Source organism: Oceanicaulis sp. UBA6590 (assembly GCF_002433705.1).
Lineage (GTDB): Bacteria > Pseudomonadota > Alphaproteobacteria > Caulobacterales > Maricaulaceae > Oceanicaulis.
Genome location: NZ_DJIQ01000030.1, coordinates 1 through 19,204, shown reverse-complemented (window position 1 = coordinate 19,204; position 19,204 = coordinate 1). Strand labels below are relative to the sequence as shown.

The following is a 19,204-nucleotide window of genomic DNA, read 5'->3' as shown; positions in this document are numbered from 1 at the left end:
GGGCAAGCTGAACGGTGTCGTAGTCCTTCAGAGCGACAGCGCGATCGCCGCGGCCACGGGCAGGGTGATGACGCTGGTGAGCACGGTCAGCGTGATCATGCCCGCCGTCAGTCCGGCCTCGCCGTCAAAGTCCGCGGCGACGGCGTAGATGAACGCGGCCGCCGGCGCGGCGCCGGCGATCGCCATCAGCACCGCGAAATCACCCGAGAAGCCAAAGGCCAGCGCCAGACCGAGATAGACCACCGGCCCCACGCAGGTGCGCAGCAGCGCCGCGGACAACAATACCGTCAGTCGGCCCTTCAGCGCCTTGAAATCCAGACCTGCGCCCATGGACAGCAGGATCACCGCCATGGAGCCCGCGCCGATCATCTCGATGGGACCGACCAGGAAGGCGATGCGGCCCAGCCCGCTCAGATTCGCAGCAAGGCCCAGCACGCAGGCGAGCACCACCGGGTCTTTGGCGGTCTTGATCAATGCTGCTTGCAGGCCGCGTCCTGACGTCAGGGCGAAACTGGCCACGGCGGCGGCGGCGCCAATGATGACGCCGGTGGCGGACACCGCTGCGCCCGCGCTAGCGATCGTGTCGCCGAGCAGGCGGTCAGCCAGGGCGAGGGAGAGGACGATGTTCCACATCACGGCGCTGGCGATCATGGGCGCCGTGATGCGGCCTGAAGGACTGATCATCCGGCCCAGAACAAGCGCCAGCGCGATCATGATGAAGGAGCCGAGCGCGGAGACGCCCGCCAGCGTCAGGCTTTGCCCGCCGTCAAACTGCGCCTGCGCCAGCAGGGCGAACAGGAAGCTCGGCAACAGCAGGCGATGGTTCAGCGCATTCACGCCGCGCCAGTGCTCGCGTGGGATATAGCCCAGCGCGCGCACGCCATACCCGAGGACGATGATCAGGAAGACCGGCAGGAAGGCAGAGAGGATGATCTGTGTCATAGAAAGCTGGTGGTCCAGATCCAGAAGGGCATGGCGAGGAAGGCCAGAAGCGTGGTGGCGGTCACATGCCCGGCCATCAAACGCGCATCCCCGCCCAGCTCGGCCGCCAGCACATAGGCGGCGGCGGCCCCCGGCGTGGAGCCGATGGCGGCCAGAAGCGCCAGCGCCACGCCCTCAACCCCGAACAGGCGCCCGAGCACGATGAAAACAAGCGGCGCGATGATCAGCTTGAGGCTGACCGACAGCATCAACAGCTTGGGGCGCGCCTTGAGTGCGGAGAAGTCGAGTCCCGCGCCAATGGCCATCAGGATCAGCGGCAGGGCGGCGCGACCGGCGAGGGCCGCGGTGTCGGCCACAGGGCCGGTCTGGAACAGGCCGAGCGCATTGCACGCTGCGCCCAGAAGGCAGGCGATGATCAGCGGATTGGTGACGATGCGCATGCCGACGCGGCGGGCGTCAGGTTTGACGTCGCTTGTCCCCCAGATCGTCAGCACCACCACGCACATCACATTGATCAGCGGGACGGTGGGCGCGAAGACCAGGGCGGCCAGCGCATTGCCCTCGGTTCCGAAGGCGGTTCCGGCGAGCGCCAGCAGCACGAAGCCGTTCCAGCGCACGCCGCCCTGAAAGAGGCTGGTATAGGCAGGACCCGGAACGGGCAGGGGTTTGAGGGCGAGGCAGAGCGCCCCCATCACCACAAAGCCCAGGGTCACCGCGATGAGGAAGGAGCCGGCGGGCAGGCCCGCATAATCGGCGCGGGAAATGGTCGAGAACAATAGCGAGGGCAGCAGCGCCTGATAGCTGAGCCGGTTCACGCCCAGCCACAATTCCTTGCGCACCAGGCCTGAGCGCCGCATGGCCCAGCCGAGCGCGATCACGCCGAAAATGGGGATCAGGGCGCTCGCGACGGCGTTCATGAGATCGGATCGTCCGGGGCGAGGGGCGTATGGGTGACGCCCTGATTGATGCGGCCGATGGCGCTTTCCAGAATCACCGCCGCGGCCTGGGCATCGACAAAGTCCTTGCGGTGGGACGGCTTCACGCCCGCCTCGATCAGCGACTCGGTCGCCGCAAAGGTGCTCAGGCGTTCGTCCTGATAGGCGACAGGCAGATCCCGCAGCCGTAGAAGGTTCGTCACGAAGGAGCGCGAAGACTGCGCCCGGCGGCCATCCCCGCCATGCATGTGCAGCGGCAGGCCGACAATCAGGCCCACGCAGGCGCGCTCGTCATAGAGCTTGAGCAGCGCCTGGGCGTCCTGGGTGAATTTCTCGCGCTGGATGGTGGTCAGGGGCGTGACCAAAGTTCGATCGGTATTGGACACCGCCACGCCCAGCGTTTTCGTGCCGGGATCAATGGCCATCAGCGGGCCTTGGGGGAGCAGGGCGGGATCGAGAAACAGCATGGCTTCCGTTTAGGCCTCTGAACCGCGCAAGGGAAGAGCCGGACTCCGTCACAATCTTGCGCCGCAGCACCGGCGTTGGTACGCAGAGCGCTTAGCCTTGCCCTCCCATCCGGAGACCTGCCCATGTCTGTGACCCAAGACGATGTCCGGCGCATTGCGCGTCTGGCCCGCATCGCCGAGCCGGCTGACCGTCTCGATTCGCTCACCAATGAACTCAATGGCATTCTCGACTGGGTCGAGCAGCTCAATGAGGTTGATGTCACGGGCGTCGAGCCGATGACCACGCCGGTCCAGACCCCGTTGCCCCTGCGCGCGGACGAGATCACCGATGGCGGCAAGCGCGACGATATTCTGGCCAACGCCCCGAAAGCCGAAGAAGGCTTCTTCGTTGTGCCCAAGAGCGTGGAGTAAGCGCAGATGACCGAGTTTACCCAGCTCTCTTTGTTTGATGTGCTCGAGGGCCTTGAGAAGAAGGACTTCTCGGCGGTCGAGGTTGCCGAAGCGACGGTCAAGGCGGCGGAAGCGGCGCAAGGCGCGCTCAACTGCTTCACCTTCATCGACGGCGACAAGGCGAAAGAGATGGCGCAAGCCTCTGACGCCCGCCGCGCCAAGGGCGAGGCCGGTCTACTTGAGGGCGCGCCGATCGCGATCAAGGACTTGTTCGGCGTTTACGGCGTTGAGACCGCCGCGAGCTCGAACATCCTCAAAGGCTTCAAGCCGCGTTACGAATCCACCGTCACCGGCAAGCTCTGGGATGCGGGTGCGGTGTTCTTCGGCAAGACCTCCATGGACGAATTCGCCATGGGGTCCTCCAACGAAACCGCCGCTTCGGGTCCGGTGATCAACCCCTGGCGCGCCAAGGGCTCCACCGAAAATCTGGTTCCGGGCGGCAGCTCGGGCGGCTCTGCGGCGGCGCTGGCGGCCGGCATTTCCTATGGCGCGACCGGCACCGACACCGGCGGCTCGATCCGCCAGCCGGCGGCGTTCACCGGCCTTGTGGGCGCGAAACCCACTTATGGCCGCTGTTCGCGCTGGGGCGTTGTGGCGTTCGCAAGCTCGCTCGACCATCCGGGCCCGTTCGGCAAGACGGTGAAGGACACGGCGCTGCTCACCCAGGTGATGTCGGGCCATGATCCCAAGGATTCCACCTCCTATCCGGGCGCGGTTCCGGACATGGTCTCGGCTGTCGGCCGCGGCGTGAAGGGTCTGAAGATCGGCATCCCGAAAGAGTATCGCGTCGACGGCATGCCGTCCGACATTGATGCGTTGTGGGAGAAGGGCGCCCAATGGCTCAAGGAGCAGGGCGCGGAGATCGTCGAGATTTCCCTGCCGATGACCAAATACGCCCTGCCGGCCTACTACATCATCGCCCCGGCGGAAGCCTCCTCGAACCTCGCGCGCTATGACGGCATGCGCTTTGGTCAGCGCGTCGAGGGTGAAGACCTGATCGACACCTATGAGAAGACGCGCGGTCAGGGCTTTGGCGACGAGGTTCAGCGCCGCATCCTGATCGGCACCTATGTGCTGAGCGCGGGCTATTACGATGCGTACTACCTCAAGGCCCTGAAGGTGCGCCGCAAGATCCTTGAGGATTTCAACGCCGCCTTTGAAGGCGTGGACGCCATTCTGACGCCCACCACGCCGAGCGCGGCCTTTGGCATTGGGTCGAAAGCCGATGCGGACCCGATCGAGATGTATCTCAATGACATCTTCACCGTGACCGCCAATATCGCCGGCATCCCGGCGATGAGCGTTCCGGCGGGTCTGGACAAGAACGGTCTGCCGCTGGGCCTTCAGGTCATCACCAAGGCGCTGGACGAGGAAACCATGTTCGCCGTCGGCGGCGCGCTGGAACAGGCTGCAGGCTTCACGGCCAAGCCGGAGCAGTGGTGGGGGTGAGCCAACTATCCTCGACCCTCGCTGAGCTGTTACCCAAGGGCTTGGGCGACCATCCGGTCAGATTTTTCCTTTTTATCTGGCCGGTTTTCGGGGGGCTTGGATTGCTGTTGGCTTCTGGTGAGGAAGGCAGCTGGATCGTCACCAGGCTTGAAAGGTTCGGGATTGCTTCCAGCCAATATATTCTCTCCGGTTGCTTGCTGATTTTATCCGGACTTTGCTTTGCTATCGCCTTTTTGTGGGTTCTCTGGTTGCACGTCAGTTCAAAAACCTGGGATGGATCAAAAGACTAATGCCGCTACCCCGCCTCCTCATGATCGGCTTCGGCCTGGTCGCCATTCTGGGCGCGCTGCTCGCGTCCGGGCGGCTGGGTGAGGGCGGCGTGCAGATGGCGGTGGGGATCACGCTACTGGTTACGGGCGCAATCGGTGTGATGAACACCATCTTCTTCACCCGGCTCAAGCGCTCGCTCGATGACATGGCGAGCAAATCCCCGGATGCGCCCGCCAGCGATTCCTCGACCGGGGAGGCGTCCTGATGCGAGCGATCTGGTATGAGGCTCAAGGCGCGGCGGACGATGTGCTGACGCTGGGCGAGCGCCCCGACCCAACGCCCGGCCCGGGCGAGGTGGCGGTGTTCATCAAGGCGTCGGGCGTCAATCCATCCGATGTGAAGACCCGCGCCGGTCTGCGCGCGCCGATGAGCGTGGCGCGGCAGATCCCGCATTCCGATGGCGCCGGCGTCATCCGCGCCGTCGGCGAGGGCGTGGACCCGGCCCGCATTGGCGAGCGGGTGTTTGTCTTCAACGCCGCCTTCAAGCGTGCTGGCGGGACCTGCGCCGAGATCTGCGTCGTGCCCGTCGAGTTTACTGGCGCGCTGCCGGATACGGTGAGCTTTGAAGAAGGCGCGGCGCTGGGCATTTCCGCCCTGACGGCCCATCGCGCGCTGACGGCCAATGGCCCGGTCACAGGCAGGACACTGCTGGTCACCGGCGGCGCGGGGGCTGTGGGCCTTCAGGCGATCCAGCTCGCCAAATGGATGGGTGCGGGCAAGGTCATCACCACGGTGTCGGGTCCGGAAAAGGCCGAAGCCGCGCTGGACGCGGGCGCGGACGAGGTGGTGAATTATCGCCAGCAGGACGTGGTCGAGGCGATCGAGGCCATGACCGAAGGCGAGGGCGTTGATCACATCGTCGAGGTGGAGTTCGGCGGCAATCTGGCGGCGTCTGTCGCGCTGATACGTCCGCACGGCCTGATCGCCAGCTATGGCAGCGAGGGGGAGAAGACGCCCGAATTGCCGTTCTATGATCTGATGTTCAAGAACGCCGGATTTCAGAGCGTGTTCGTCTACACGCTCACCCCGGCCCAACGGGCCTCAGCCGTTCAGGATGTGACCCGTGCGCTGGCCGAAGGCGCGCTTAAACCGCGCATCGACAGCGTATATGCCTTGGAAGATTGCGCCGACGCCCATAAACGGGTGGAGGCCGGAGACAAAATCGGGAGCGTCATCGTCACCCCTGCGTGAAGATGCGCCTGTTCAGTTGAGATAGAGAAGACCGCGATGAGCAGCGAGCACACCTACGTGATCAAAGGCGCCACAGGCGATTGGGAACTCGTCATGGGGCTTGAGGTGCACGCCCAGGTCAAATCCAATGCCAAGCTGTTCTCCGGCGCGGCGACGGCCTTTGGCGCAGAACCCAACACGCAAGTCTCCCTGGTGGATGCGGGCATGCCCGGCATGCTGCCGGTGATCAACGAAGCCTGTGTGGCGCAAGCGGTGCGTACGGGTCTGGGGCTGAACGCCCAGATCAACGCCTTCTCGCGCTTTGACCGGAAGAACTATTTCTACCCGGATCTGCCGCAAGGCTATCAGATCAGCCAGTTCGCCCATCCGATCGTGGGTGAGGGCGAGATCGAGTGCGAACGCGATGACGGAACCCTGTTCACCGTGGGCATCGAGCGCCTGCACCTGGAGCAGGACGCCGGCAAGTCGATCCACGATCTTGATCCGACCGCAACCTATGTGGACCTGAACCGCTCCGGCGTGGCGCTGATGGAAATCGTGTCCCGCCCGCATATCCGCACGCCCGGCGATGCGGCGGCCTATGTGCGCACCCTGCGCACCATCCTGCGCTATCTCGACACCTGCGGCGGCGACATGGAAAAGGGTCAGATGCGCGCCGACGTGAACGTGTCGGTCTGCCGTCCGGGCCAGTACGAGAAATTCATCGAGACCGGCTCGTTCGAGCATTTGGGCACGCGCTGCGAGATCAAGAACGTCAACTCGCTGCGCTTCATCATGCAGGCCATCGAGTACGAGGCCCAGCGTCAGGTGGATATCCTGGAAGAGGGCGGAACCATCGATCAGGAAACCCGCCTGTTCGACGCCAATGCCGGCGTGACCCGCTCCATGCGTTCGAAAGAAGAAGCGCACGACTATCGCTATTTCCCGGACCCCGACCTGCTGCCGCTGGTTCTGGAAGACAGCTTTATCGCCGATCTGAAGGCGAACCTGCCCGAACTGCCCGCCGAAAAGCGCAAGCGTTTCGTCGAGGAGCTGGGCCTGTCGGAATACGACGCCTCGGTTCTGGCGGCTGACAAGGATCGCGCGGACTATTTCGAGAAAGTGCTCGAAGGCCGTGATCCGAAACTGGCTGCGAACTGGGTCAATAACGAGCTCTTTGGCCGTCTGAACAAGGAAGGCCTCGGCATCACCGAGAGCCCGGTCAGCCCCGAACAGCTGGGCGGCATCGTCTCGCTGATCATGGACAAGACCATTTCTGGCAAGATCGCCAAGGACGTGTTCGAGATCGTCTGGGCCGAAGGCGGCGACCCGGCCAAGATCGTCGACGAGCGGGGCATGAAGCAGGTGACCGATACCGGCGCCATCGAGAAGGTCATCGACGATCTGATCGCGGCGAACCCTGATCAGGCCGAGAAGGTCAAGGACAAGCCCAAGACCATGGGCTGGTTCGTGGGCCAGGTGATGAAGGAAATGGGCGGCAAGGCGAACCCGCAAGCCGTCAACGAAATCCTCGCCAAGAAACTTCTGGGCTAGGCGTTTCGTCAAAGCTGAATGACAAAACCCCGGAGCCTGGCTCCGGGGTTTTTTGTTTGGGATGAAACCCCGGCCAAGCGCAGCGCCGAGCCGGGGCCTCGCGCAGAATAGGGCGCCTTGAGCGGACAGAGGTCCCGGGTCTTCGCTCCGCTCGCCTGGGAATTCAGCTCTCTATTTATTACTCTTCCCCGGCGAAGGCCGGGTGCCCAGAGCCGCTGAACGTGAGCATATGATGATCTCTGGGTCCCGGCCTTCGCCGGGAAAGAGGTCAATTGTCGATCAGAATTATAGGGTCGAGAAGTTTGCAGCTCTCCACACCCTCTCTGGTGACACGCCCGGCGAACGCGCTAACGTGGCGGCATGACCCAACAGCCTGACTCCGCCCTTGCTGATATTGTCCCGGTTGATGAGCTGCGCTCGCGCGCGGAAGCCATCTGGGACTGGATCCAGGTCTCGGCCCTCAATATCGACAATGCGCTGCAGCTGGCGCTGATCGTGGCGGCGTTCGTGCCCGCATTGCTGTTCGGGCCGCGCCTGCGCAACTTCATCCACGCCCAGACCAAATCGCGCATCAAGACCGGCCTGTGGCGACGCCTGCTGACGGCGGCGCTCGAGCTGATGACGCCTCTGGCGCTCTATCTGGTGCTCACCGTGATCCGGGTGGGGCTGGGGGCGCTCGACCGCCCCGTGGCCATTGTCAGCGCGGCGATCAGCCTGATGAGCGCCTGGCTGATCATCCGGGCGGTGACGCTGGTGATCCGATCGCATTTCTGGTCGGCGGTGGCGTTCTACATCGCCTGGCCTGTGGCGGCGCTCGATGTGTTCGGGCTGCTCGATGATGTCATCGCCCAGCTTCAGGCCTTGGCCATCCCGCTGGGGGAAACCAGTGAGGGCGAACCCGTCCAGCTCAGCCTGTTCGATGTGCTGCGCACGATGATCTATTTCGGCCTTCTGTTCTCGGTGGCGAGCTTCGCCGGGCGGGCCATAGACAAGCAGCTTCAGCAATCAGACGAGATTTCCCCGGCGCTCAGCGCGTTGATCTCCAAGGTCCTCGGCGTGCTCTTGCCCGTGCTGGCGCTGCTGATTGCTCTGCAGATGACGGGCTTTAACCTCGCTACGCTGGCCATCTTCTCCGGCGCTGTCGGCATTGGCGTCGGTCTGGGTCTGCAGAAGACCGTATCCAATTTCGCAGCCGGCTTCACGCTGCTGGCGGACAAGTCGATCAAGCCCGGCGACGCCATCGAGGTGGACGGCCAGTTCGGCTGGGTGACCGGCATGCAGGCGCGTTATGTGTCGATCCGCACCCGCGACGGCACCGAAATGCTGCTGCCGAACGACCATTTCATCAATAACGGCGTCACCAACTGGTCCAAATCCGACCATATCGTGCGCCTGCACGCGCCCTTTGGCGTCTCCTATGGCACGCGGGACCTGAAGAAGGTGCAGGCCCTCGCCATAGAAGCGGCGAAGACCGTCGACCGGGTGGTGTCCGAGCGTGAGCCGGTCTGCAATGTCATGGAGTTCGGCGACTCCTCGGTGAATTTCGACCTGCGCTTCTGGATACGCGATCCGCAGAATGGCCAGGCGAATGTGCGTTCGGATGTCTATCTCGCCCTGTGGGAAGTCCTGCACGAGGACGGCATCGAGATTCCGTTCCCGCAAATGGATCTCTATGTGAAGTCCCTGCCGGAGCGGGCGAAGGCGCTACAGGCGGATGCGACGGAGACGATCGAGGCAAAGTCCGAGGACAAATCCGACGCCGACTAGGCCGAGCATATGAGGCAAGGGAGCCCTTGTGATGGTGTGGGTAACTGTAATCGCCCCTGTGTTCTTGCTTGAGACCGCACAGCCAATAGAGCCGCTCGCCGATCAACTCCTCTCCGGTGAGCTGGATCCTGTCACCTATGATTACGGCGCAATCCGGTTTGAGGCGGGCGATGAGGTCACTGGCTGGGAGCGCCTTGGCGCTCTTGAACGCGCGGTCAGCCTTCAGGTCGCGCCTGAGAATGTGCGGGAAGGCGCTCGGCTTGATATCGAGCAGGCCGGGTGTGAGATGACAGCGGTGCTGGGCGGCGTTCAGCTCGCGAAACGTGCGCCTGACCTCGCATCTTATGAAGCAGCACACGATCAGGGCGTTGCACTCTATCAAAGTGCGCAAGCAGAGCTTGATCGTCGTCTGCAAGCCGCTCCGAGCGAGCTGGATGCTGCGATCATTCGTGATCAGTTCTGGCGAGATCTGATGCTGGAACCGCGCGATCCGGCTTTGAGTGGGTTCGCGGCGGAGTTCGAGCTGAACGTGCTGTACCGCGGACTGTGCAAGTCGGACCGGGCGAACGGGAACTATTTGCGTCACCTGATGGCGGATCCGCAGCGCCTTATGACGCTGATCTATGGCGAGGATGCTCCCGCACGTGCAGACCTTGTCCAGCATGCATCCGCATCGTTTCAACGTGATGTGATTGCCTTGATGGAGGCTTCAACGACGTTCGGGGACGCGCTTTATCAGAGACGCGCTCAAGCCTTTCTGACAGATCGGGTGCGTGTGGCCGAACGCCAGCCTCAGATTTACGCCACGCAAGGCCAATGTGTGCGCGGGCGTTGGTCTTACAGTCAGCCTGTCGACCTTGAACGGGCCCGACAAGAACGCGCCGAGATCGGATTGGAGCCGCTGGAAGTCGCGCGCGAGATACACGACCGGGCCTGTCAGAGGCGGTTGGGCGCAGCTCTTCGCGACGAGTTCTAGTTCACGCCGAGCAGCTCGCCCCGCCCAGCACGCAGAACTGGGCGCAGTATTTGTGGTTCAGGCTGACAGGCTTGAGGCTGGCTTCCAGCGTCTCGGCCAGCTCGAACTCGTCTTCATAGGGCAGCAGCGTGCAGGCGATGACGCTGGGTCGCTCCGCGCCGCGGCGCTTGATCACCATGCGCTGGCTGGCGCACATGATGTCCTTGGGGCTCTTGTCGAGAATACCCCAGCAGGCGGTGGTGATCTCGGGCGGATCGCCGGCTTCATCCATTTCGGGGAAGATCACGAGGCGGGACGGGTCTTCAGACGGGATATCCACGCCCAGCCCGTCAAACAGCGTCCTGAAGCCCGCGCGCGCTTCGGCGTCGGTCTCGTTCCAGAGCGAGCGGCCGGCTGCGCTGAGCGTGAAACCGTGTTCGGCCAGCCATTGCATCCCCTCGACGGTGGCGTCAAAGCCGCCCGCGCCGCGTTCGGCGTCGTGATTTTTGCGCGTGTAGTGATCCAGGCTCAGGCGCATCTCGATCCGGTCGCCATAGCGCGCCTGAAGGTCGAGAAGCCCCTCCTGAACCCGCGGCCGCATCATCGGCTTCATGGCGTTCGTCAGCACCAGCACGCGATGGCCGCGCTCGAGCGAGACTTCCATCAGGCGGACCATGTCCGGGTTCATGAAGGGCTCGCCGCCGGTAAAGCCGATCTCCACCGTGCCGAAGCCGAGCGCATCGATCTCATCGAGATAGGAGACCACATCCGTCTCGCTCAGATAGACGAGGGCGTCATTGGTGGGCGAGCTGAGGATGTAGCAGTTCTTGCACTCGATATTGCAGAGCGTGCCGGTGTTGAACCACAGCGTCTTGAGCGTATCGAACCCTACGGCCGCCCGGCGTTCGCCCTTGGCGGTGGTGACAGGGTCTGTGAATTTCAGAAGGGGCGCTGAAGCGTCAGGCATGTACGGTCCGAGTCAAAAGCTTTGCTGAGGCTTGCGAAGCTAGGGCAGGGCGGGGGGCCCGGCAATCACGCTCAAGAGGATGTGTCTGCGTCGTGTTCGGATGGGCTCATGCCTCATCGCTGAGCCAGAAGACCTGCTCGACCGGCTGACCCAGGGCGCGGGCGATCTTCAGCGCCAGCAGGGCGGACGGGGTGAAGACCCCGTTCTCGACAGTATTGATGGTCTTGCGGGTGACGCCCACCCGAGCCGCCAGATCGGCCTGGGTCAGGCCCGCTTCGGCGCGCAACGCCTTCATCGCGTTCTCCAGCCCGCTCCGGCTCATGCTGCGTCCTCTTCACCTTCTCCGCGGCGATCATACAGGACCGTAGCAACGAAGAAGCTGGAAACGGACAGTCCGGTCAGGATCTTGAGCAGCAATGCGCCCTCGACACCGAAATTGCTGAGCGTCATGGCGAGCACGGTGCACAGGGTGATCACCCAGAACGCGGCTTCAGCGGCGCGACGGCGCACATCGCGCGCCCATTCGTCATTTATGACGTCATAGCCGACGCTCTTGTAGGCGCGTCTGGCATTCATGAAATACACACTGATCGTCACCAGCCAGAGCCCGAAGCCAAGCAGGCTGACGACAAGGCCGGTTGCAGAGAGGGATGCCGGCATCTGCTCTGACGCGGCGACCCCTCCGCCGGCTTGCCAGGCGAAAAAACCAGCGGCCTGACACAGCAGGCAGACTCGCATGCGGGCGTTGAGGGCTTCGAGCTGATCCATGACGTCTCTCTTGCGCTATGTCACCTTGAGGTAACATTGCGCAGTCAGGACGCCTCGTCGAGGTCCGCCTTGAAGGCCTGTGCAAAATGCAGGCAAAACGCCAGCACCGGCGCCGCGATCATGAGATCGATCAGCGGCGATTGCGGCGCCTGGGCGAGTCCAATGAGAGCAGCGGAGATCGCCATCGCCACGCCGAGCGCGATGAGGGCGCTGCGCGAGGCCGGTCCGATCGCCTCGGAGCGGAAAATGTCGAACGCCTTGGCCTTGCGTGCGTGCAGGACCGTCCCCGCCAGCAATATCAGGCCCACAATGGTCAGCCCCATGCCGATGCCGGACACGGAGAAGCCGACCCCGATCAGACCGAAGGCGATCAGGGCCTCGCCTGCCTGCCAGCCCGCGAACCCGACGCCGAACAGGCGCGTGAACAACCGGGTCCGTCGGGCGAGGGAGGTCTTGAGCGCGGGATCGGTCACGTCTTGATCAGCCCGATTTCACGCAGGCGTTCCAGCAGGTATTCGTGCGCGGTCATCGGTTCGGGGTACCGGTTGGGGCGCTCCTCGCTGATGCAGCCGGGCAGGGTTTCGATCAGGAAGTCGGGATTGAAGTGCAGGAAGAAGGGCGTGGAATAGCGTGAGAAGCCCATGCGCTCCCTGGACGGATTGACCACGCGATGCGTCGTGGAGGGATACACATGGTTCGTCAGACGCTGCAGCATGTCGCCGATATTGATCACCAGCGCGCCGGGCGGCGGCTGGATTGGCAGCCAGGCGCCCGTCTTGGTCTTGACCTGCAGACCCGCTTCTTCGGCGCCCAGCAACAGCGTGATGACGTTGATGTCTTCATGCGCACCCGCCCGGACGCCGGAGGGATCGCCGTCGATGGGCGGATAGTGCAGCAGGCGCAGAATGGAGTTGCCGTCATTCACGGTCTTGGAGAACCAGCTCTCCTCAAGGCCCAGATCCCTGGCCAGGGCCTTCAGAAGCACGGCGCCCATTTCATCGAGCGCGGCGTAGAGCGCCTGGATGCTCTCGTCGAAACGGGGGATTTCCGTCACCGGGACATTCGGCGGCATCACGTCGGAATACTTGTGGCCCTCGGGCAAGTTCCGGCCATGGTGCCAGAATTCCTTGAGGTCCTTCTGGTCCATGCCCTTGGCGTTTTCGGTGCCAAAGGGCGTATAGCCGCGCTGGCCGCCGCCGTTTTCAATGGCGTAGGCGCGCTTGGTGGCGTCGGGCAGCGCGAAGAAGGCCTTGGCGTCCTCCAGGGCGCGATCAATCACGTCCTGATCTACAGGGTGATCGCTGATCACCGCAAAGCCGGTTTCACGGAAGCTGGCGCCCAGATCGCGGGCGAAGGCTTCGGGATTCTCTCCGGCGAGCTTGAAGGACACCGGCTCGAGGGTCTGGTCGGTCAAAATGATATCGGTCATGGCGGGCTCTTTAGCGCTCCCTCGCGGGCTCGTGAAGATGCTATGTCTTGAACGTATGGTCGCAGGCGCCGACATAGGGCGTTCACAGCCGATTTTCAGGGCAGGGAGACACCCATGAGCAAGCCGATCGAACTCTATTACTGGCCGACCCCGAACGGTTGGAAAGTCAGTATCGCCCTTGAGGAAATGGGCCTGCCCTATGAGCTCAAGCCGGTCAATATCGGGCTGGGCGAACAGTTCGAGCCGGACTTCCTGAAAATCAGCCCCAACAATCGCATGCCCGCGATCATCGACCCTGAAGGTCCGGACGGCGAGCCGATCTCGGTGTTCGAAAGCGGCGCTATCCTGCAATACCTCGCACGCAAGACCGGCCAGTTCTATGGCTCGAACCTGCGCGAACAGACCGCGGTCGAGGAATGGCTGTTCTGGCAGATGGGCGGGCTGGGCCCAATGTGCGGCCAGGCGCACCATTTCCGCACCTATGCGCTGAAGATCGAGCCCGATGAAACCAAGCTCGAGTACGGCAAGACCCGTTACACCAACGAGGTGCACCGGCTTTATGGCGTGATCGAGCGTGATCTGGAAAACCGTGAGTATCTGGCGGGCGATTTCTACTCCATCGCCGACATGGCGGCCTGGCCCTGGATCCTGCCTGAAGGTCAGGGCCAGAATCTCGACGAGTTCCCGCGTCTGAAAGCCTGGCATGAGCGCGTCGGCGCGCGCGAGGCGGTGAAGACCGGCCGCGCTGTGGGCAAGGACCTGTTCAAATCTCTCGCAGACGACAGCGAGGAGATGAAGAAGGCGCGCGATGTCCTGTTTGGCCAGCGCGCCAAATCCTAACGCAACGTGAATCAGGCTTTCCCCTGTCGCTTCCGCCCTCTAGTTTGAGAGGCGAGGGCAGGGGGAAGACTGATGAGGGTTGAGACAGCACCGTCTCGCACCTATAGCGAACGCTATGGCGCGCGCTCGCCCTGGCTTGTCGAGCGTTGGCGCGTGGCGCTCTATCTGATCTGGCGCACACTCTTCGCGCTTGCCCGTCCAGCCCTGTTTGTCGTGTTGCTATCGGGTGCGGTCTTCTGGATGTATCGCGGCCTGGGCGCCGCCCCGGTCGACGCCTTCCGTCCCGCCCCGCCGCTGGGGCAACGTTTCGAGACGGCCCTTCAGAACGCAGCAGGAGAACAATCGGACGCGGATGTCCTGACGCTGTGGCGCGCTGAACTCGACCTGGCTCTCCGGCCCGGACAGGCCGGCGGCCCTGACCTGTTGCGCGCGGAAAGTTTCGCAAACAGCCTGCCCGCGCTGATGGGGCGGGAATCCCTGGCCCTCTATCTGATGCGACAGGATCGCCGGCCCGAGCTGATGCAGGCCGATCTCGTCGCCATGCCGGTCTGGCGGCGTCAGCAAATCATCAGCGGCGTGCTTGAGGCGCGCCGCCAAATCGCGCCTCCTGGCCCGGCGCCGGTCTGGCTTGTGGAAGCGCCGCCCACGATCCGGCGTCGGTTTGACCGCGCCCAGGCGCTTTACGGCAGAAGCCTGCGTGATGCGGAAGACTGGTTTCTGAGACCAGACGGGCTGGCGATCAATCTGGCGGCCCTTCCGGGCGTCATGGCGCCGGATCGCGGGCGCATTCCGCCTGTGCTCCCCGATGCCCGCGAAGTGATTGTTCAGGGCTGCGCCCTTGCTCAGGCTCAGCAACAGCGCGTGCCGGCCTGTGAGCGAACCGGGCTTGTCTTTCCTGCTGCGGATCCCGTGCAGGCGGCTTTGGCGCTCTCGCTTCATGATCCGGCGCTCGAGCCCACGCCTGTGCGTCTGGCGCTGGCGGCGCGTGCGGCTGGGCGGCTGCAGGGCGACTGGCTCGACAGGTTGATGCTCGGAGCGCCGTCACGCGCGCCGGAGATGCGGTTGCTGACGGCGCTGATGCCCGTATTGGCCGATGCGGATCGGTATTATGCGCGTCCGGAAACCTGTGTGTCCGCCTGCGGGCAGGCGAGGTCGGAATTCCGGCAGGCCGCCGGACTGGACCTGGAGGCGCAGCAGCGCTGGTTCGAGGCCTATGACGGGATACGCCGGGCTGAGGGCGCGCTGGTCGCCCTGAGAACCTCCGATCTTCTTCGGCAAGAGGATGATGTGCACGCGCTCGCGCGGGTCAGCAACATTTCTGACGGACGATTGCTGGCGGGGCGCATCCTGCTCGAGGCGCGTCTGATCGAGCTGGGGCGAGTGAAAAATTTTTTTCGACCCGATCCGGGCGCGCCCGAGTTCTGGCTCGCCGGTCTTCAGTTCGTTCTGGCGATGCTGCTTCTGGGAATCGTTTTGATTCATGGGCGCTTACGACGTTCAGGCGGCGCTCCAGGGGCGCTGGAACGGCTCGACGGAAAAGTCAGCCGGTTAATTTTGGGTAGGAATCTCTAACGGAATTAAAGGGTTAATCGACGTTATTCTTGAGACTCTTTAACCCTGTAGTCAGACATCGTGCGCATTCTGATCGTGCACAACGGGCCAATGAAAAGGCATCGGGTGCATGGTGGGATGCGGAGGCGACACGGACGGAAAGTCCGGCCCTCCGCCAACGATGGGAAGACTAAAATGGCTTTCACTGACGTGGAAACGGCGCAAGTTCACGACGCGGTCAAAATGGACCCGACGGGCGAGGATCTGTGCAAGCTGGGCCTTCTGTATTCGACTGGCCAGTGCGGCGTGATCGATTACGTCGAGGCGCACAAATGGTTCAACCTGGCCTCTCTGATGGGTTCGGACACCGCCAAATACTATCGCAGCGAAGTCGCCGCCGAGATGGATGGCGAACAGATCGCCGCCGCCCTGACGGCCGCCCGCGAGTGGCTGTCGACCCGGCACTAGGACCGATCGAGCCATGATCGCCGTCAGAAGCGACAGGCTCGATCCGTCTGCATCCCTCTAGTTCGAATTGAACACCTGATCGGCGAGTGCGTAAGCGAACGCGTTGTCGAGCGGCAGGATGTTTCGAATATAAAGCTCTGTAAAATCGTTGATTTCAGCGATTGTTGTGCGGGGCGCAAAGACGATGTCGTGTCGAGCCAGCGGAATGATGTCCGTGGGCGCGCCCCTCTGGGCGTTGCGAATGTCGACCGTGCGCATCATCACGCCGCCATCTTCTGCGCGGCGCAGGACGACCACCTGACGCAGACGCGCGCGATTATTGGCGCCGCCGGCAAGGGTGAGCGCTTCCATCACGCCCATGCGCGGGCTGATCATTTCATAGACGCCGGGGCTGCGAACCTCGCCGCCGACCAGGATCTGCTGGGCGCCGTAGGTGACCGGCCGCACCTCCACGATCGGATCAAGCAGCACGCGGGCATAGCGATCGGCAATCGCGCGCGCCGCCTGGGGCCCTGTCATCTGAGCCACCATGACCGAACCCGCCAGGGGCAGGCTGACGCGACCATCAGGTCCGACCGCCAGCGTCCGGTTCAGCTCGTCCGCCGTATGCACCGTGACTTCAACCTCGTCGCCGGGGAACAGGCGATAGGCCGGATCGCCTTCCGACCAGGTCTGGAACCGGCTCGGTTCAAAGCTGTTTCCCGCGCCCTGTTGCGGCGTGCTGGCGCAGGCGCCCAGGGCCAGGACGCCCAAAGCGGACAAGACAGACCGACGTGTTGGCGCAGCCATCGCGGAAACTCCCCTAATCAGATCTTCACCATGAAAGGCTGCGGCTAAGGAAAAATTAAGCGCAATCGCGCCAGATGCACCTATGACGTCAACGCCTTCAGACTCCTCCGCCGACGGGCGGGCGCGGCGCGAACTGGATCTTGTGGATCTGGTCGCGATCGCATGGACGCAACGTCTGTTCATCATCCTGATTACGTTTCTGATTTTCATCCCGCTAGCGATCGCGGCCTATCTGAGCCTGACCCCGACCTACACCGCGGGCAGCCGTTTGCTGGTGATCATGGATGATGAAGACCTGACACCGGGCGCCGCCGGGGCGGGCGGCGAGTTCATGTTTGACCAGATCATGCAGTCCGAAGCGGATCTGCTGGCGTCCGAGGAAGTCAAACGGCGCATGCTGATCGAATTGACAGGCAGCGCCGATCCCGAACAGCTCAAGACGCTGGGCGAGGGCTTTGGCGTCTCGCGGGCTCCGAACGCAAGCTTCCTGATCGCCACCTTCAAGAATCCCGATCCGGTAGTGGCGGCGAATACCGTGAACGCCATTGTCGACGCCTATCTGCGCTATCGTGTGGAACTTCTGACGGGCGGATACGAAGGCGGCGTGCAGGCCCGTCTGGATGCGGCGGAGCGGGATGCGCGCGCCGCACAGATGGCGTTGCGCCTGTTCATGTCAGACAACGACATCACCGATTTCGAGACCGAACTGAACTCGGCGCTTGGCCGCCTGGCGGACATTCAGGGGCGCAAGCTGGCGGCTGAGGCAGACGCCGCTCAGGCGCGCGCCTTGGCGCAAGCGCTTGAAGACCGTCTCCAGAATATCCCGCAGACGATTGAACTTTATGTCGAAAACTCGGTTACGGGCCAGCTTCTCGACTTGCAGGTCCGCCAGGCCGGGCTGATGGCGCGCTATCAGCCGGACGCGCCGCCTGTCATTGCCGTGCAGCGCGAGATCGAAGCGCTGGAGCGCTTTGTCGAGGAAGGTCGCGCCAATAGTCAGGGCCAGCGCCGCACGGGTGTGAATCCGATCTGGCAAGAGCTTGAGTCCTCTCGCCTGCAGCAGGAATCCAACGCGGCTGGGCAGGCCCGGCTGGCCTCCTCGCTGAATTCGCAGTTGCGGGACGCCCGGGCTGAAGTGGACCGGCTGCGCGCCCTGCAATCTGATTATGACCGCCTGACGCGGGCCGTGGCCGCGCGGTCTGCAGCCGCTGATCAGTTGTCGGTGCAGGCTGCGGACGCCATGGCGCGCCGTGAAATGCCGCCGGGCGGAGCGGACGCCATCCGCATCGTGTCCCGCGCAACGCCGCCGGTGCAGGCCTCCTCCAAGCGCAAGCTCGCCGTGATGGCGGTGGGCGTTCTGGCGGGAGGAGTCGCCTTGTTGCTGGGCCTGATCCGCGGCTATGTCATCACACTGCGTGATGCGCCTGAGCCTGCGCCGCGCAGCCCGGCGCCGCAAACGCCATCGCCAACTCACAATTCCCGTTCGGAGCCACAGCCCGACCCGGATGCGTCCGAGCCGACCCGCTCACGATCGCGGACCCGCTTGCCCGTGCTGGCCCGGGTTAGCGAGACGCGCTGATCTGACAGGGCTCCGTTAACCATTCACGCATACATCTGTCTGTTGGGTAAACAGGCGTGGCTGTGCGTATGAGCATCGAGGTGGAACTGGACGGCTTGGCCCGGCGCTTGGCGCCGCAGGGCGCCCATGCGCGTGCGGTTATGGTTGTTCCGGTCAGCGTCAACGCCGGCGCCTCGACAATCGCATCGGGCCTCGCGCGCGCCTCCGTGCAGCGCGGCGTCAAGCCCGTCTGGCTCTATGACCTTGATTTCAAGAACAATCCTCAATCGGACGCCTTCCGGCTGAATGGCAAGGCCTATTCCGGCGCGTTGTCGGGCCGCCGCTTCTGGCGCACCGTGCCGGACAATGCCGGGCGAGTCGCGCTGCGCCGGGTCGAGGACCAGCCGATCTATGTCAGCCGGTTCGAGCGCCAGCCGGGACAGGTGCGCAGCCTGACCTTCCTGGATGCGCCCGACTACTGGATGCAGGCGCGTCGCAGCGCAGGCCTGACGCTGGTGGACGCCTCCTATCAGAGCGCCGCCATTCCTCTGGTGGCTCCGAACATGGACGGCGTCATTCTGGTCGCGAACGCCCGTACGGACGGTCGCGAGCGCTGTGAAGCCATGGCGGAGCAGTTGCGCGAGCTGGGAGCGCAGGTCTGGGGCGTGGTGGTCAATCGCGCCCGGTCTGCGACGGCGGCGTGAGCGCCTTCGCCCTGGCGGATCGCTGGCGGGGCTATCTGCCCCGGTTCCGCTTCGCGCAAACGCTGGAGACCGCGCTCGCGGTGCTGGTCATCTTCCTGTTCTCGAGTGCGC

22 protein-coding genes are annotated in these 19,204 nt (G+C 63.7%); 13 read left to right on the top strand and 9 right to left on the bottom strand.

All coding sequences use genetic code 11. The annotated features are described in order from the left end of the window. Window positions 1–27 precede the first annotated feature (27 nt). The 3 genes from B2Z70_RS06815 to ruvX are packed head-to-tail and all read right to left on the bottom strand — an operon-like array spanning window position 28 to window position 2,344. On the bottom strand, window positions 28–942 hold the full coding sequence (locus B2Z70_RS06815) for an AEC family transporter (protein WP_292982100.1): 915 nt from the start codon (window positions 940–942) through the stop codon (window positions 28–30). Continuing rightward, a complete protein-coding gene (locus tag B2Z70_RS06810) occupies window positions 939–1,859 on the bottom strand; it encodes an AEC family transporter (protein ID WP_292982099.1) in 921 nt (306 codons plus the stop codon). The genes B2Z70_RS06815 and B2Z70_RS06810 overlap by 4 nt, the downstream gene beginning before the upstream one ends. Continuing rightward, the gene (gene ruvX / locus B2Z70_RS06805; protein WP_292982098.1) at window positions 1,856–2,344 is read right to left on the bottom strand and encodes a Holliday junction resolvase RuvX; all 489 of its coding nucleotides are present in this window, start codon (window positions 2,342–2,344) and stop codon (window positions 1,856–1,858) included. Before ruvX ends, B2Z70_RS06810 begins: the two co-directional genes overlap by 4 nt. Before the next feature lie 123 nt (window positions 2,345–2,467). On the opposite strand from ruvX, the gene gatC reads away from it, so the two are divergent. The 8 genes from gatC to B2Z70_RS06765 all read left to right on the top strand — a co-directional run bounded on the left by gatC (window position 2,468) and on the right by B2Z70_RS06765 (window position 10,040). Next, window positions 2,468–2,755: an Asp-tRNA(Asn)/Glu-tRNA(Gln) amidotransferase subunit GatC gene (gene gatC / locus B2Z70_RS06800; RefSeq protein WP_009800686.1), complete on the top strand. Its 288-nt coding sequence runs from the start codon at window positions 2,468–2,470 to the stop codon at window positions 2,753–2,755. Between the two features lie 6 nt (window positions 2,756–2,761). Then, window positions 2,762–4,243 (top strand): Asp-tRNA(Asn)/Glu-tRNA(Gln) amidotransferase subunit GatA, encoded by a 1,482-nt coding sequence (gene gatA / locus B2Z70_RS06795; protein WP_292982097.1) that lies wholly within the window; start codon window positions 2,762–2,764, stop codon window positions 4,241–4,243. Further along, the gene (locus B2Z70_RS06790; RefSeq protein WP_292982096.1) at window positions 4,240–4,533 is read left to right on the top strand and encodes a hypothetical protein; all 294 of its coding nucleotides are present in this window, start codon (window positions 4,240–4,242) and stop codon (window positions 4,531–4,533) included. Before gatA ends, B2Z70_RS06790 begins: the two co-directional genes overlap by 4 nt. Further along, window positions 4,533–4,778: a hypothetical protein gene (locus tag B2Z70_RS06785; protein WP_292982095.1), complete on the top strand. Its 246-nt coding sequence runs from the start codon at window positions 4,533–4,535 to the stop codon at window positions 4,776–4,778. Before B2Z70_RS06790 ends, B2Z70_RS06785 begins: the two co-directional genes overlap by 1 nt. After that, entirely contained in the window at window positions 4,778–5,764 is a 987-nt protein-coding gene (locus tag B2Z70_RS06780) for an NADPH:quinone reductase (protein WP_292982094.1), read from the top strand. The genes B2Z70_RS06785 and B2Z70_RS06780 overlap by 1 nt, the downstream gene beginning before the upstream one ends. A gap of 36 nt (window positions 5,765–5,800) precedes the next feature. After that, on the top strand, window positions 5,801–7,297 hold the full coding sequence (gene gatB, locus B2Z70_RS06775; protein WP_292982093.1) for an Asp-tRNA(Asn)/Glu-tRNA(Gln) amidotransferase subunit GatB: 1,497 nt from the start codon (window positions 5,801–5,803) through the stop codon (window positions 7,295–7,297). Window positions 7,298–7,657: 360 nt separating this feature from the next. Beyond that, window positions 7,658–9,064 carry a mechanosensitive ion channel family protein gene (locus tag B2Z70_RS06770; RefSeq protein ID WP_292982092.1) on the top strand — a complete coding sequence of 469 codons (1,407 nt, stop codon included), beginning with the start codon at window positions 7,658–7,660 and terminating at the stop codon, window positions 9,062–9,064. Between the two features lie 31 nt (window positions 9,065–9,095). Beyond that, window positions 9,096–10,040, top strand: coding sequence for a DUF6624 domain-containing protein (locus tag B2Z70_RS06765; protein WP_292982091.1), 945 nt, complete (start codon window positions 9,096–9,098; stop codon window positions 10,038–10,040). A 1-nt stretch (window position 10,041) separates the two neighbouring features. On the opposite strand, the gene B2Z70_RS06760 is transcribed toward B2Z70_RS06765, so the two are convergent. The 5 genes from B2Z70_RS06760 to B2Z70_RS06740 form a co-directional block, all read right to left on the bottom strand. Beyond that, window positions 10,042–10,986: a radical SAM protein gene (locus B2Z70_RS06760; protein ID WP_292982090.1), complete on the bottom strand. Its 945-nt coding sequence runs from the start codon at window positions 10,984–10,986 to the stop codon at window positions 10,042–10,044. A gap of 106 nt (window positions 10,987–11,092) precedes the next feature. After that, complete coding sequence (locus B2Z70_RS06755) at window positions 11,093–11,308, bottom strand: helix-turn-helix transcriptional regulator (RefSeq protein WP_009800694.1); 216 nt, start codon at window positions 11,306–11,308, stop codon at window positions 11,093–11,095. After that, window positions 11,305–11,754 (bottom strand): hypothetical protein, encoded by a 450-nt coding sequence (locus tag B2Z70_RS06750; RefSeq protein ID WP_292982089.1) that lies wholly within the window; start codon window positions 11,752–11,754, stop codon window positions 11,305–11,307. Before B2Z70_RS06750 ends, B2Z70_RS06755 begins: the two co-directional genes overlap by 4 nt. A 44-nt stretch (window positions 11,755–11,798) precedes the next feature. Further along, window positions 11,799–12,227: a hypothetical protein gene (locus tag B2Z70_RS06745; RefSeq protein ID WP_292982088.1), complete on the bottom strand. Its 429-nt coding sequence runs from the start codon at window positions 12,225–12,227 to the stop codon at window positions 11,799–11,801. Next, on the bottom strand, window positions 12,224–13,183 hold the full coding sequence (locus B2Z70_RS06740) for an isopenicillin N synthase family dioxygenase (protein WP_292982087.1): 960 nt from the start codon (window positions 13,181–13,183) through the stop codon (window positions 12,224–12,226). The genes B2Z70_RS06745 and B2Z70_RS06740 overlap by 4 nt, the downstream gene beginning before the upstream one ends. Window positions 13,184–13,297: 114 nt before the next feature. Here B2Z70_RS06740 and B2Z70_RS06735 point away from each other — a divergent pair, with 114 nt between their 5' ends. The 3 genes from B2Z70_RS06735 (at window position 13,298) to B2Z70_RS06725 (ending at window position 16,042) form a co-directional block, all read left to right on the top strand. After that, entirely contained in the window at window positions 13,298–14,023 is a 726-nt protein-coding gene (locus B2Z70_RS06735) for a glutathione S-transferase N-terminal domain-containing protein (RefSeq protein ID WP_009800698.1), read from the top strand. 72 nt (window positions 14,024–14,095) lie between these two features. After that, the gene (locus B2Z70_RS06730; RefSeq protein WP_292982086.1) at window positions 14,096–15,595 is read left to right on the top strand and encodes a hypothetical protein; all 1,500 of its coding nucleotides are present in this window, start codon (window positions 14,096–14,098) and stop codon (window positions 15,593–15,595) included. A gap of 174 nt (window positions 15,596–15,769) precedes the next feature. Next, a complete protein-coding gene (locus B2Z70_RS06725) occupies window positions 15,770–16,042 on the top strand; it encodes an SEL1-like repeat protein (protein WP_009800700.1) in 273 nt (90 codons plus the stop codon). Between the two features lie 57 nt (window positions 16,043–16,099). Here B2Z70_RS06725 and B2Z70_RS06720 read toward each other — a convergent pair whose 3' ends face one another. After that, window positions 16,100–16,831, bottom strand: coding sequence for a polysaccharide biosynthesis/export family protein (locus B2Z70_RS06720; RefSeq protein WP_292982085.1), 732 nt, complete (start codon window positions 16,829–16,831; stop codon window positions 16,100–16,102). A gap of 82 nt (window positions 16,832–16,913) precedes the next feature. Between B2Z70_RS06720 and B2Z70_RS06715 the strand changes: the two genes are divergently transcribed. Together B2Z70_RS06715 and B2Z70_RS06710 are read left to right on the top strand one after the other, a co-directional pair. Continuing rightward, window positions 16,914–18,410, top strand: a complete 1,497-nt coding sequence (locus B2Z70_RS06715; RefSeq protein WP_292982084.1) for a GumC family protein — start codon at window positions 16,914–16,916, stop codon at window positions 18,408–18,410. A gap of 56 nt (window positions 18,411–18,466) precedes the next feature. Continuing rightward, on the top strand, window positions 18,467–19,093 hold the full coding sequence (locus B2Z70_RS06710) for a P-loop NTPase family protein (protein ID WP_162010955.1): 627 nt from the start codon (window positions 18,467–18,469) through the stop codon (window positions 19,091–19,093). Window positions 19,094–19,204: the final 111 nt, after the last annotated feature.